General features: G+C 37.0%; 22 protein-coding genes. 4 read left to right on the top strand and 18 right to left on the bottom strand.

What is annotated here, in order from left to right; all coding sequences use genetic code 11:
• Positions 1-22: 22 nt before the first annotated feature.
• The 16 genes from V4B17_RS03625 to V4B17_RS03700 all read right to left on the bottom strand — a co-directional run bounded on the left by V4B17_RS03625 (position 23) and on the right by V4B17_RS03700 (position 9951).
• Positions 23-298 carry a hypothetical protein gene (locus tag V4B17_RS03625; protein ID WP_455480107.1) on the bottom strand — a complete coding sequence of 92 codons (276 nt, stop codon included), beginning with the start codon at positions 296-298 and terminating at the stop codon, positions 23-25.
• A complete protein-coding gene (locus tag V4B17_RS03630; protein ID WP_455480108.1) occupies positions 295-1038 on the bottom strand; it encodes an antA/AntB antirepressor family protein in 744 nt (247 codons plus the stop codon). The genes V4B17_RS03625 and V4B17_RS03630 overlap by 4 nt, the downstream gene beginning before the upstream one ends.
• A gap of 359 nt (positions 1039-1397) precedes the next feature.
• Positions 1398-1820 carry a PIN domain-containing protein gene (locus V4B17_RS03635; protein WP_455480109.1) on the bottom strand — a complete coding sequence of 141 codons (423 nt, stop codon included), beginning with the start codon at positions 1818-1820 and terminating at the stop codon, positions 1398-1400.
• A complete protein-coding gene (locus tag V4B17_RS03640) occupies positions 1820-2089 on the bottom strand; it encodes a type II toxin-antitoxin system Phd/YefM family antitoxin (protein ID WP_455480110.1) in 270 nt (89 codons plus the stop codon). The genes V4B17_RS03635 and V4B17_RS03640 overlap by 1 nt, the downstream gene beginning before the upstream one ends.
• 468 nt (positions 2090-2557) lie before the next feature.
• A complete protein-coding gene (locus tag V4B17_RS03645) occupies positions 2558-3151 on the bottom strand; it encodes a hypothetical protein (RefSeq protein WP_455480111.1) in 594 nt (197 codons plus the stop codon).
• 3 nt (positions 3152-3154) lie between these two features.
• Positions 3155-3466, bottom strand: a complete 312-nt coding sequence (locus V4B17_RS03650) for a hypothetical protein (protein ID WP_455480112.1) — start codon at positions 3464-3466, stop codon at positions 3155-3157.
• Between the two features lie 298 nt (positions 3467-3764).
• Positions 3765-4097, bottom strand: a complete 333-nt coding sequence (locus V4B17_RS03655; RefSeq protein ID WP_455480113.1) for a type II toxin-antitoxin system PemK/MazF family toxin — start codon at positions 4095-4097, stop codon at positions 3765-3767.
• Complete coding sequence (locus V4B17_RS03660; RefSeq protein ID WP_455480114.1) at positions 4097-4354, bottom strand: AbrB/MazE/SpoVT family DNA-binding domain-containing protein; 258 nt, start codon at positions 4352-4354, stop codon at positions 4097-4099. Before V4B17_RS03660 ends, V4B17_RS03655 begins: the two co-directional genes overlap by 1 nt.
• 97 nt (positions 4355-4451) lie before the next feature.
• Positions 4452-5018 (bottom strand): hypothetical protein, encoded by a 567-nt coding sequence (locus V4B17_RS03665; protein WP_455480115.1) that lies wholly within the window; start codon positions 5016-5018, stop codon positions 4452-4454.
• A gap of 10 nt (positions 5019-5028) precedes the next feature.
• On the bottom strand, positions 5029-5442 hold the full coding sequence (gene ssb / locus V4B17_RS03670) for a single-stranded DNA-binding protein (protein WP_455480116.1): 414 nt from the start codon (positions 5440-5442) through the stop codon (positions 5029-5031).
• Positions 5443-5693: 251 nt separating this feature from the next.
• The gene (locus tag V4B17_RS03675) at positions 5694-6461 is read right to left on the bottom strand and encodes a hypothetical protein (protein ID WP_455480117.1); all 768 of its coding nucleotides are present in this window, start codon (positions 6459-6461) and stop codon (positions 5694-5696) included.
• A 273-nt stretch (positions 6462-6734) separates the two neighbouring features.
• Positions 6735-7061 carry a hypothetical protein gene (locus V4B17_RS03680; protein ID WP_455480118.1) on the bottom strand — a complete coding sequence of 109 codons (327 nt, stop codon included), beginning with the start codon at positions 7059-7061 and terminating at the stop codon, positions 6735-6737.
• 169 nt (positions 7062-7230) lie between these two features.
• The gene (locus V4B17_RS03685; RefSeq protein WP_455480119.1) at positions 7231-7734 is read right to left on the bottom strand and encodes a hypothetical protein; all 504 of its coding nucleotides are present in this window, start codon (positions 7732-7734) and stop codon (positions 7231-7233) included.
• Positions 7676-9160 carry a hypothetical protein gene (locus tag V4B17_RS03690; protein WP_455480120.1) on the bottom strand — a complete coding sequence of 495 codons (1485 nt, stop codon included), beginning with the start codon at positions 9158-9160 and terminating at the stop codon, positions 7676-7678. Before V4B17_RS03690 ends, V4B17_RS03685 begins: the two co-directional genes overlap by 59 nt.
• On the bottom strand, positions 9150-9491 hold the full coding sequence (locus V4B17_RS03695) for a DUF1376 domain-containing protein (RefSeq protein ID WP_455480121.1): 342 nt from the start codon (positions 9489-9491) through the stop codon (positions 9150-9152). The genes V4B17_RS03690 and V4B17_RS03695 overlap by 11 nt, the downstream gene beginning before the upstream one ends.
• The gene (locus tag V4B17_RS03700; RefSeq protein WP_455480122.1) at positions 9481-9951 is read right to left on the bottom strand and encodes a crossover junction endodeoxyribonuclease RuvC; all 471 of its coding nucleotides are present in this window, start codon (positions 9949-9951) and stop codon (positions 9481-9483) included. Before V4B17_RS03700 ends, V4B17_RS03695 begins: the two co-directional genes overlap by 11 nt.
• A 71-nt stretch (positions 9952-10022) precedes the next feature.
• On the opposite strand from V4B17_RS03700, the gene V4B17_RS03705 reads away from it, so the two are divergent.
• On the top strand, positions 10023-10691 hold the full coding sequence (locus tag V4B17_RS03705) for a hypothetical protein (protein ID WP_455480123.1): 669 nt from the start codon (positions 10023-10025) through the stop codon (positions 10689-10691).
• A gap of 209 nt (positions 10692-10900) precedes the next feature.
• Here the strand turns inward: V4B17_RS03705 and V4B17_RS03710 are convergent, their stop codons facing one another.
• Positions 10901-11347, bottom strand: a complete 447-nt coding sequence (locus V4B17_RS03710) for a hypothetical protein (RefSeq protein ID WP_455480124.1) — start codon at positions 11345-11347, stop codon at positions 10901-10903.
• 25 nt (positions 11348-11372) lie between these two features.
• Entirely contained in the window at positions 11373-11666 is a 294-nt protein-coding gene (locus V4B17_RS03715) for a helix-turn-helix domain-containing protein (RefSeq protein ID WP_455480125.1), read from the bottom strand.
• An 87-nt stretch (positions 11667-11753) separates the two neighbouring features.
• Here V4B17_RS03715 and V4B17_RS03720 point away from each other — a divergent pair, with 87 nt between their 5' ends.
• The 3 genes from V4B17_RS03720 (at position 11754) to V4B17_RS03730 (ending at position 13298) form a co-directional block, all read left to right on the top strand.
• Entirely contained in the window at positions 11754-12107 is a 354-nt protein-coding gene (locus V4B17_RS03720; protein WP_455480178.1) for a helix-turn-helix domain-containing protein, read from the top strand.
• 273 nt (positions 12108-12380) lie between these two features.
• The gene (locus tag V4B17_RS03725) at positions 12381-12758 is read left to right on the top strand and encodes a hypothetical protein (RefSeq protein ID WP_455480126.1); all 378 of its coding nucleotides are present in this window, start codon (positions 12381-12383) and stop codon (positions 12756-12758) included.
• A gap of 171 nt (positions 12759-12929) precedes the next feature.
• Positions 12930-13298 carry a hypothetical protein gene (locus V4B17_RS03730; protein ID WP_455480127.1) on the top strand — a complete coding sequence of 123 codons (369 nt, stop codon included), beginning with the start codon at positions 12930-12932 and terminating at the stop codon, positions 13296-13298.
• Positions 13299-13329: the final 31 nt, after the last annotated feature.

The raw sequence follows: 13329 nt of genomic DNA on the forward strand, positions 1-13329 counted from the left end.
AGATGTGAATTGAATTATAAGATTAAGCCACTTTCTTAAGTGGGTTTTCTAAACTTGGATCATAAGCTCTCAGCAAAGAATCGATTCCACTAGGAAACTCCGAATCTCCAAAGTCTGTAAGAACCGCTAAAAGCTTAACAATATGTGTATTTTTCTTGATCTTTGAAACCAAAGCTTCTTCTACTACGCTCATGGTATTAACCAAAGCATTGCATTCTTCTTCTCCAACACCATCACGATTGCAAAGCTTAAATAAAACCAGCCACAAATCACACAAAGAATCGATATCAGTATTCATTGTACACCCCCATGGATTTCTTCTCTCAAGAATGCCAAGCCTTTTGCTGTAACACGTGCCTGAACAGAAACTTTTTCGCTGCCATCATCTCTTCTAAACACATTCGTTGCGCAATCCATAAGCCCCTGTTGTATCTTATCCTGATAGGGTACAAATTCAGATGTACCCACGCGCTTATATATCCAACGTTTTTGTTGCATATAGCCGAATAGATCTTTCGGACGTATTTCAAGCATTTTAGCGGTATCTGTGATGCACATGGTGCCCTCAGCACGAGTTAAGTGGTCATAAGCTATAACCTTATGGGCTTGTTGTTCAATTAATGCTTCTTTATTTTGCAACTCCTCTTGCATATGGGTGATGACACCAAGTATCGTGCGTGGATCCGAATAATCAATCTGTGGTGCGGATATTTGCTTCGCACGTCGCTCGCATTCGATAAAATACTGACGTGCTTGCTTGCCTTTATCATTACGCTCTACCATGGCAAGCTCTTTTGCCATGTCTAAGGTAAGAGCATAATCTTTAGAAGAACGGCCACCTTGAGGTTTTTCTAAAATTTTAGAAAAACTCACAAAGTCTTTATTTTCTAAGAATCCATATTCCTTAATGCGATTTTTAATCCAGTCTGCAAATTTTGATGTAACTTCCAAAAACGCGTGCAATTCACGTGCATTCACCGTTTGAACAATATCACCATCAATAGTCGTTTGATTTATATCGATTAAATATTGTGCCATAACTTGGCTCCTATGTGCTTAGAGGTTTTCTATTGACACTCAAAAAGAGTGCCGGGTGCTAGAAAACACGGCACATAGCCCGTCGTTATGCCTTCCCCTAGGGTATTGTATAGCATAACCACACCCGACAAAGCCATTGTACACATGCAGTGTATAATGAGTCAAAGCTTTTAATGTGCGGAGAAGAGATTGTTTCGGCAATTTATCCGCTATGTGTTGAAGATGTTTTCTAGGCACCTAAATTAACAATAGACATATTCTCGCCATATTGTCAATGAGTAAAATTACCTTCTGCTCTGCATTTTATTAATCTTATCTGCGCTTCCAATCGTTTGCAAAATACTGACTCGATCGATGTTTCAAAGAAGCTGCCATGGATCAATAATAGAAACACCTGTATCTATAAAATCTTTTACATTATGCGTCACAACTGTGAAACCATGAACTAAAGCTGTAGCGGCAATGAGCATGTCACTTGCGGGTTTTGGATCAGGGACATGAAGCTTTGCGCATTGGCGAACAACAGACAAATCAATAGGCAAAATCCTGTTGGTAAAAAATGGTAAAACATATCCATCAAGCCACTGACGCAACAATTTCCCTTGTATTTTATCCTTCCTCTCTACACGTAATATACCATGCTCTAGTTCAAAAATTGTCATAACAGAAAGATAAAGCTGTGCACTATGTACCTGTGATAGCCAGCGACAGACATTCTCATTAGCTCGTCCAGCACTTACTTTGCGCAATTCAGAAATAACATTTGTATCAAGGAGAAACATTAAAAAATTTCCTGTTCCCCATCAAGAAGAGGTACTCGCTCCGTTTCCAAATCAATATCCGCAAGGTCAATATCTAAATGGGCGGGCATCGCCAAACGTTTCAGAATATCACCAACACCTTGCTCCGTTATTTCCTGATAAGCTTCCATTGACATTAGAACATGTGTGGGCTTACCTCGATCAGTAATAAAGACTGTATCTTTGCAAGCAACTCGTTTCGCTTTGCTGACTTCATGATTAAAATCGCGGCTTGTAATAATTACAGGCATGATCATTTCCAATTCTATTATGTAGTTATGTTACTACATAAAGATAGAGTCGTCCAGAGTGATTTTCAACAATATAAATAGTTCCTCATAAAATACGGCAGTTCTCTACCATAAAAAATGAAAAAATTATATTCTTTTCATGAAAACATAAATTTATTGTCTTTCCCAAATTTGCCGCAATAGTCCAATCTCTAATTCTGTAGAATTTGTTTTCGTTTTAATCATCCTACATTGCACAGTCTGTGCATTTAAAATTGATTATTTTCAATGGTTTATGTGTACAATGCACAGTCATTTTAAAATTTTGTCGCTAGCGATAGGTCGCGCTGCCTTGCCCCGCAACAAGCCCAACCCGCTAGGAAGTACCTTTTGCATTGATTTTATTGACTTTTTTATGAAAAAAGCGAAGTATCATAGATAGTCTTGTCTTAAAAATTACGATCACTGCATACAACACATAGACATCGCTTAAGAACGTGCCTTAGCCTTACTCTTTGCAGCATAGTCCTGACGAGCAAGTTGTATCTGGATATTTTTAGTTAATCTTTCATTGGCATATTGTGCAATGGAATCTGCAATCTCTGGCTTAGACATAACCTCTGCAATGGAGATGCCTTCTTGTTTAACAATGGGGAATTGATCTCCTCCAGCTCTTTGGAATACATTCCCTCCTCCTCTCCTTAAATTAACACGCTTGGGGAACTTTCCACCTTTGATAAAGCCATGAGGCAAAATCTTTTTTACTCCAAACATCGTGTAGACCACACCACGCTTTGTTTCTTTTGCCTTAAAAAACTTAAGAGGCAATGGTGCTCCTGAACCAACAATATCCGCTTCAGGAAATTGTGTTGTCGCTTTTGATTTTATGTATATACCTTTTTTAACATGCTTTACTTGAGTAGATGAAACTTCAGAAACTTTCCGTTTTGTAAAACGTTCAACTTGCTTTGCTGCAGTATTTACAGCATTGCGAAGTGCCCAATTAAGACGTGGTGCTTTAAGATTGGTAAAAGTGTCTTCAACTTGCTGAAGATACCATTTTTGGTGAACAGTGAACTTCAAATGCTAAGCCTTCTTTGGAGAATCCATTGATGGCTTAAAAGCTTTAGCATCTTTGGAAACGATCGTTTCAGTTTCTTTTTTCTTGCTTATCTCTTTGTGACTATCTGTCTCTGTTTTCCAATTAATCGGTTGTTCTGGATCAGCAGCAATACATTGTTCTTCTTGATAAATGTGAGCAGCATTAGCCCGTTTAAGACGAGCATAAACTTGATTAGAAGCCTCCACAAATGGATTATCCGAAGTTGAAGGATCAAAACGAACAGTGCTTTTGTTATCGCCAAAAACGCACATTGATCTAGTAATAACCACTTTCATAGGGTCTCCTTTTGTATGCTAATTTTTAGCTTATTTAATGACAGAATTAATGACACAACTGATCAATTATTGGATTTTACTCTTTGAAAAAAAGAAATAGCCAGTTTTCCTAAGAAAACTAGGCTCTCTAGCCACATTTAAGGCTCATATTTCACTGAATTTTTTGGGATATTTTTTGAATTTTAGACGCAATAAAACTAGTGCAGCGATGTCATTAAATACGATTTTTAAAACCATGTCAACACAAAAAATTTAAATATTATATTTTTTTCCCTACCTAGACTTTATGTTTAAAAAATTAAGTAAGGAATGTTGACAATCTGGCAAGCACTTCGTGCATAATCATGGGAGGAACTGTTTCCATTTTTTTCCCTTTACGCGCTCCTATATCTAAAGCACGTGGTTGATCACAGCGTATCACACCTGTTGTATGCAATCCAACTCCCATTAATGAGACAGAGAAACCTGCCATTCTAGCAAAGTTTCCTCCATTTGTAATAGGCAAAACAACAGGTGTTCTCGTTATACGATTAAATGCCTCTGGAGATACAATCAACACTGGACGCATCCCTTTTTGCTCATAACCAGAAGTTGGATCAAGGGATACTAACCAAATTTCACCCCGCTTCATTACAAAAGTTCCCGACCAACAGGTGGAACAGAAAACCATTCCGAATCTTCATCAGAAAAATCAGCTAAAGGATCACATTGAACCAATAATTCGTCAAGAGTATAACTGGGGAATGCTTGTGGCTTCACTACTAAATATCCATTATCAATCGCCAATCCAACTTCAGTATTCTCAGAAAGGTGAAGAACATCAAGCAATGCAGGTGGTATAGAGAGCATAACTGACCCTCCAACTTTACGCAATTTTGTCGTATGCATGAAACGCTCCATTTTAAATATTACATAAAAATATAATATTTATCTTCCTGTTATTCAATGATTTTTCAAAATTTCATAAAAAATAATAGAAGAATATTCATTTTTTACTATTTTTGCCAAAATATTCATAGAGAGTATTAAGAACGATACGTAATGACTGTACAAGATATGACAATGATTGATCTTCCACTACAAGATACTGAAGCGCAGCATAAAAATTATACTGTCTATAGAGATTCTGTGCCTCTTTTATGATTTTTTGCATATCTAAAAACTGTTCTTCTGCAAATTCAACCCACTTTTCTCTTGCATCACCATCAGAAGTCGTAGGTATTTCATCATAAATGGCACTAGGCAAACCTTTTGCACACAAGTAATCATTTCTGACTTCAAGATATTTTTGTGCAGCATCATACTGATCTTGGCTAATGCCTGATGGATCTTGTCTATATCCAAGCAAACACAGTCGCCCGATATAAGTGCCAGAAAGAGGATTTTTTGCCTCTTCAACAGTCAAACCATATCGCTTTGCACGCATTTCAATGGTTAATTTATGAATGGGTTCACGAGGGGTTTTTGCACGTGAGATACGACCATTTGGTTCCCTCAGACACCCCTTAATCCGTGGTCGTCCACGTTTTGCACGTTTTTTCTTTTTGGCCATATTTCTTTAATCAAAATGGAATGTCATCATACATAGACGCAGTATGATTTTGTGTCTGTGCTACAGAGGTATCGCTCTTGTTTTTCGCATCAAGCAAATACAGCTCACCTCTAAATTGTGGCAAAATCACTTCTGTCGTATAACGATCGATACCATTTCTATCTTGCCACTTACGTGTCTGTAAGCGCCCTTCGACGTAGACCTTGCTGCCTTTTTTGAGATACTGAAGAGCAACCTTTGCAAAATGAGGATTAAAAACCGATACAGAATGCCATTCCGTCTTCTCTATTTTTTGATTGGTGTTTTTATCTTTATAGCTCTCTGAAGTGGCCATGTTAAAGCTAACCACTTCTGCTCCTGAAGCCATCGTTCTACTTTCGGGATCAGCACCGAGACGCCCTATTAACGTTACTTTATTGAGCATATTTGTATATCCATGAAACCTGCATTTTAAACAACAAGTATTATAACATAAATTATTTTATTTTTCAAAAAGATATAACAAAATATTAATTAATAACATGATGTTTTTCAGTCAATCTACAGATACTAAAAAATTCTCATGACCTGTTGATGTTTTATTTCGAAAAATCGCTAATAAAAAAAGCCGCTTCACATAAATAAAACGACTTTTTTTCTGTTTAAAAACAGGTGCCCCGCCGCACCGCTGCTTTTTTATGCAACTTGATCTAAAATCTTTTCACGACCAGTCATTATGATATTGTCACTAACATCATTACAAACCTTAGCTTTTTCGAATATTTTCGCATTGCCATAAACCTTGACATTGTTAACAACTATTGCTTTTCCATAAACCCTAGCATTATCGAAAATATGAGAACCCTCACAGACATAAGCAGACCCTGATACTTTAGCATTGCCATAAACAAAGCCACTCACAGAAGCACTATTCCAAACCTTTGCATTGTCATAAATCTTTGCATCTATAGAAATAAAGGCTTTTCCATAAACCACGGCATTGTTACAAACTTGACCACAAATTTTTGCATTACCATAAACCTTAGCCTTACCATTAACCACGCACTTGCCATGAACCCACCCCTTGCCACGAACAAACATCTTACCACAAACACTGGCATTATCAAAAACTTGGGCATTGCCATAAACATGGGTAGTACGACCATAAACCTTAGCCTTACCACCAACCACAGCGTTACCATAAACTTTAGCATCATCACCAACAATGGCATTATTACGTATTTTGGCATTTTCAGAAACGACAGCATTCATAGCAACTATAGCACTGTCATAAACCCAACAGTCACCATCATGACTTAAGTTATCTTCTTTTTCTATAAAACCACCAAGGTCACCTGCCTTGACATTCCCAAAGTCCCTTAATGCACGGATGCGATAAAAAGTAAGATTATCAATCTGTTTAGCTTCACTTGTAAATTCATATTTTTTTGAGAAAGTGTTCATAATTGAACTCCTATGCAGTTAGAGGTTTCTTATTGACACTCAAGAAGAGTGTCGGGTGCTAAGAAACACGGTGCATAGTCCGTCGTTACACTTTTCCCATAAGGGTATTGTATAGTGTAACCACACCCGACAGAGCCATTGTACACACGTAGTGTATAATGAGTCAAAGCTTTTAATGTGCGGAGAAGAGATTGTTTCGGCAATCTATCCGCTATGCATTTAAGGTGTTTCTTAGGCACCCGAATCAACAATAGAAATATTCTTGCCATATTGTCAAGTGACTTTCGATATTTTTTTAATATTTTTGTTAATCTCATCGATAAGAGGTTCAAGATTCAGCACTGTGCTAGGAACTTTACCTCCATAAACCCATGCTTTCACTTGTGCTTTAGTACTGAAATCTGCATTACTAGGCATATCATGGTATTGACCCCCACCAAACTCCTCATACTCTCTGGTGCCATCTTCACGCTCATACAGATTATAAAAATATTCAGCACAGCCAAGACCCCATGGAGCATGACCAACAGCTGTTGCCACAAACCTTTTTTGCAGTGACTGTTTACGTTTTTTTAAGACCAGATGTTTTAAAATTTGCATTGATTAATCCTTAATTTGATCGCATGGATTTATTTGCCTTAAATTTGATCGTACAGCGCGATTTATGCATTTCATGTGGTTTTCATCAAAAAAATTATAGATTGCGCTCTATGGTGCTTTTTTGTCTATTTAAACGCATGTCTAAATACAAAACAATCGCAACTTCTCACTAGTTTGCTGACTTAAGATCCTTCATTACTCCTCCAATGCCATTAAAAACCTCTTCAAGCTCTTGCTTCTGAATAAGCGTAAGTGGTTGCAAAGGTTTTCTCTCTCCCTTTGCTTTCATTGTTTTTTCACGAGTATTCAAAACAGCTTTGCGAACAATACTTGCTCTTGTCAAAAGACTGCTTTCCAAATTACGACACAATCTCACAAGCTCACGAGTACTCGGGAAAAACGTATCGGATAAACCTTCTATCTCATCACACAAAATCCGTTTAACCATTTGCATGAGTGACCATGCCGAAACATTCTCGAGAACCATTCCATACGTAAGCGCCATACCTTCATGGTCTGAATGTTGCGATATTCTCAAACCACATGACAACATGCGAATGGCTTTTGCTATATCCTCTTTTCCAGCTTTCACTGCAAACAACTCTTGAAGCCGATCAGAAGCTTCTAATGCCGTCGTTTCTTGCTGTTTCGTTAACACACTGCCAATTTTCAAAATCAAGGGAAATCCCGGAGCTATCATTTCGTGAATTTGCTTCAAAGTAACCTCGATTCCCGATATCAAGGACGCAGTCTGCGATGCGCTCGCCAATGCTTTTTTGTCTTTGAGAGTTATTTCCATAATTACCGCCTATCTTGCTGTTTCCGTATTTTTTTGAATTTCTAACCCAGTTACGCCATGTTGCCTGCCAATCATGCTTGGTCGCGTCTTTCCCTGTCTTGGCATTCCAATAATCTCGGAATTTTGCAATTTCGACTTTCACACACTCTGGAGACAAACCCTCTGCAATGGCAAAATCGTAATCCGGTTCAAAATCCTCAGGCAATCGACAACCACGTGTGCTCTTGCCTCGTGAAGAACGCTTTTTTGCAGGTGAAGAAACAGGATCTGGCTCTTGAGCGAGTGCTGCCTCATCAGCAAGAGAGGAAAAAACATCTCCGATAGATTCTCCAAGCATTTTAGCGCTTGATTGATCTTCACGTGTTGGAAGCTTCTCTAGCGCATCATCGTCAATCGGTGCCCAGTTTCTGAAATCAGGGATGCCCTCGTTATTTTGCTGATGAATGGGTAGGATGTTTTCTGATGATGTTTTGACTGGATCTGAAAAACTCTCCAGAACATCAACTTCTGTTGGCTCGTGAACATGATCCTCAGTTTCTGAATGGTCAGAACCAATTTCTTTTTCTTTTTTTGCTAACACGATAGTGTTAGTTTTTTTGTTTTTATATATATTTTTATTTTCTTTTAGGGGGGTGTGGGGGGATCTTTTCTTTTCTTTTTGTTCATCGACATGCTTAGCATCATTAAGCATACCACAAGCATCATGCTTAGCATCATTAAGCATACCACAAGCATCATGCTTAGCATCATTAAGCATACCACAAGCATCATGCTTAGCATCATTAAGCATGCCACAAGCATCATGCTTAGCATCATTAAGCATGCCACAAGCATCATGCTTAGCATCATTAAGCATGCCACAAGCATCATGCTTAGCATCATTAAGCATGCCACAAGCATCATGCTTAGCATCAATTTTATTTTTCTCCCATCTTGCTTGTGCTGCTTTCTGTGCTCTTTCTGATAATTTCTTTGACTGAAATGTCTCTGATACCTTCTCTAAATTCTCATTAGGAGAGTTGTTAAGTTCTTCTTCAACATCTAAACTCCATAAACGACCATCTTCTAAACAAATGATGTGTTCAGACCTAAATAAATAATCTAATGCCTTTTGAAATCTTTTTACTGAACAGCAAGTAAAATGAGATAAGATTTGTGAGTCATTTAAAAGAGGTTCACGAGTGTGTAACATTCTTATCCGCAATTTCACATAAACATTGGCTTCCATAGGAGGTAAATCAGAGAGCTTAAATAGCCACTGATCCGTAAATAATTTTGTCCAAGTTAGTTTAGTTGACATATTTTACCTCCTTATTATTAGAGGTAAAATTCTCTAGTTCTTCACGAAAGCTGTTGAGTTCTTCTTCAACATCTAGATTCCATAAACGGCCATCTGCTAAACGAACGATGTATCCCTCTTTTAGCAAAACATTCAGCGCAGCTTCAAATTTCTTTAATGAATAACCAGTGTAATGAGATAAAACTTTCATGTTACAAAAAAGAGGTTCACCAGTACGAAGCATGCGAAAACGCAATCTCATATAGATATTACCTTCTACGGGAGGTAAATAATCGACAACTATCGCCCACTTATCTGCAAATAACCTCGTCCACGGTAGTTTACTGGACATGTATGCACCTTTCTTTAATTAAATGTAAAATTGCTAAAGCGTCTGCTTCATTATCATCTTGCGGTGCATGCCCTTTTGCACACACCGCCTTTATCATTTCGTCTTTTGAGGCATTCCCCTTCCCTGTCATAACTTTCTTAATCGTACCAACGGGGATACCCTCATAGGGAATTGTGTGCTGCTCACACCAAGCTGTTAAAGTTGCTAACAGACCACCATAAATATGAGCAGCATCGGTGCCCACATGACGACGCACCTCTTCAAAATACACCTCACCAATTTGACCCGCGGTCATCTTCATTTCTGTAAGCCATTGCTTAAAGCGCAAATAACGCATTCCCCCACCCTCAAAACGGCGTGGTTGAAAACTGACCGTTCCACTGATTATGTGGTTATCTGCACCACAAATCGCCCAGCCTGTCTTTGTGCCTAGATCAAGGCAAAGAATCGTGTTAGTCATCTGAAATTCCATTATAAGAATACTTTTATAAAGCTGTTCAATGATAATTATTTTAAAAACGGGGGAAGAAAATGCCTGATAATGATGCAATTCGAAACGTAAACAATCAAGTAAACGGCACTCCACTACAACCTTTATATATTACATCTTGTTATGAAAATTTTTCTGATGATGTTACATGGCTTAATTTTCATAATGTAACCCCCTTTGATATTAAATTGCGTTCTATTTCTGCTGTTTGCTATTGGAAAGAAGATATTGTTACTAATCAGGCACATGCTAGTTCTTATCCTAAAGTACTTCTTTCTGTTGGCCAATTTAATGCACCTACTTTTCCTTATTGCCATAATATCGAAGATAAAATTCATCTTATAACCCCACCTACAATGCCAGCTTTAGAAGTATCTTTGAGAAACATAAACATTCCAGCCCAGACAAAATGTTTTGCCATTATGGGAACACAATTTTGGGCGGACATTGACCATACATGCTTTGCTTCTGTTAAACTCACTTTTCAATTTTCTCCGACATATGATTTTACAAAAATTTTTAGTACTAACATTTATCTAGAAAAAATATTTTTGTATTCTCCTACAGAAGAAGCTGAACGAATCCATTCGGCATGGGATGAAATGGAAAATGCAACAGATCAATTAAAAGCATATCAATTACGAGGTACTTCATTTAATATGAAGACCGCTTATTGTGTTTCTCAAATAATCTCTGAAATTTCTCTTTGAAAGTTTGTGTATTTCCGTGTATCTCTAAGTACAACATTGATCCTAAATCATTTTTTGCTACTAAATGGTTGTATTCATCAAACGAAAAGTTCCAATTAGAATTATCAAAAACGATTGTACAACCATCTGGAAAACCTATTGCATGTATTAAATCTTCTGAACAGCTGAAAGTATAACCTGGTGTTCTTTTCATGTTTTTCCCCTTAAGGTTATTGCGTGTTTATGTCCATGCTGCATGCACGATCTATTAATTTAATTTCTTCTTTTTTCTTTTCGATGAGCTTATCCCTTAGGCTATTAAGCTCATTTTTGACTATAGCCATAAAAAAGACCAGCTCACTTAAGCGATCAAAAGATAACAAATCTCTAGAAAAATAATTGTCAAACCAAGCAGTAAAAGCTTGCGTAAACACAGATGAAAACCATTGGTTAAAATCATCGTACGGATATAATGTAAAATAACTTCTATCATCATTCTCAAAAATACTGTGCAGCGTATAGAGAATAAAACTTGTTGATGGAAAATATAATCTTACTTGAGAAGGTGGTTCATTAAGCGGACGGGCATCATAACACATATCACTCTGTTCAATCTTATTAACAAGATCGATCAACTGGACTTTACTTATAGTGATCTGGTGCTGATTATTTGCCATCTCTTCTCTTTCTAGTGCCATTTATTCAAGAGTGTGAATGCTGGTGTTGTTGTTCACTCTTTTCTTCATATTGAAGCTTCGTAATTTCATTTTGTTCACATAGCTTCATGCAAACAGGAAAACCGTCAACAAATGCGGACGTTGAAAGGGATTGTTCATTCCATAACGCTTCCAGAAGATATGCAACAGCTCCTCTTGAAGGAACACCATATTTTTCCCAACGCCATACTGTTGATTTATTGACGCCTAACCGTTCCGCCATTTCTTTTAAAGTGAAATTTAGATTTTTACGTAACTGTTTTACTGCTATTTTTTTCATAAACGTAAATATGCATTATGAGCACTTTAATGTCAAGTCGAAATGCATACCAATTTTATGCAATATGAGTATATTAAGGAGACAAAAATGCTTAGTAATACTGCAAATCAATCTGCTAGATTAATAAAAGCACGCTTAGCGCGTGGCTTTAGAAGTGCTAAAGAAGCAGCTAGATATTTTGGCTGGAAATACTCTAGCTATATACAACACGAACAAGGATTAAGAGGAATATCGCGTGCATCTGCGAAATATGCAAAAGCATTTAGAGTTAGTGAGGGATGGTTATTAACTGGGGAGGGAGATGGCCCCTCCTTTCCAATCCAAGCCACAAAACAAACTATTGATGAACAAATTATTGATCTGCTACAAAAAACAACTCAACCAGATAAAGAAACAATTCTTCACCTTTTAAATCGCCTGCATGTAGAAGAAAAAAAATAAAAGCTTTTTTTCTTTCATAACTAAATGTAGAAATTAGCTTTATTATTTTATTATCTAATTCCATATCGTCTTTTATTATCTTCATAATTATTTCATTTCCCCTTTTGTAGAAAATTGTCATTTAATAATAAAAATCTTGTAGAGAAAATTTTTACACTTTTAAAAAATACACATAATGCATATTTTTTATTATTGACATATATGCTTTATGCATACTATATTCGTATCACAATTTACACACAAGCAATTTCCAAGAGTTGTTAGAGGGGAAAAATGATGCAAAAGAAAATTTTCATAAATTCCGATGAAATTTTATTATTTGTCTACAATAACGGTAACCACGTTGCTAAATCAGGACCATTCTACGATGAGTTCGAAATATTAAAGATACTTGAAGGTACAGAAGGTGTTATAAAAATACTTTATATAGATACTTCAACAAAGTGCTGTGAAGATATTAGCGAAGAAATTGCAAAAGCATACATTAAGGAAAATGATATTCTTCAATCCAACAGCACTGGACATCCTTTTATAGAAGAGAGCGATGCTTTTGATGCTTTTTATGATGAAATAGCAAAGAAAGAGCATGAAGATACGATGTACAACACTTACGAAGTGCAACACAGACTACGCCTTGCTGGCGTTCTGTAAAAAACTAAAAACGTTTTAGAGAACGCCCCTCTCAATCCAATCAAAATATGAAATAAGCAATGAAAAGCTTTTTGCTATTCAGCACAGTGAATACTGGAATTTATAGGGCATCGGTATTCTTTCTCAAAAATTACAAAAACAAGACATACATTAATATAAGGAAGCAAAATAATGGAAAAGAAATACGAACTCACAGATGAAAAAATCGAATTCAATGGACTTGAACTTCACCGCATTAAGGCTGTTAGAGACTTTGGAGATATAAAAGAAGGCGATTTAGGTGGTTTTATAGAACGTGAAGATAACCTATCACATAATGGAGATTGCTGGATTTATGGCAATGCCAAAGTTTATGAAAGTGCCAAAATTTATGGCAATGCCAAAGTTAGTGGCTGTGCCGAAGTTTTTGGAGATGCCACAGTTTATGACGATGCCATAGTTAGTGGCGATGCCAGAGTTTATGGCTGTGCCGAAGTTTGTGGAGATGCCGTAGTTTATGACGATGCCATAGTTTCTGGAAATGAAACCGTCTTGAGATAGAGATTATAGCTCACGGGCAGTACAAATTCAT

Source organism: Bartonella sp. B23, from assembly GCF_053793815.1.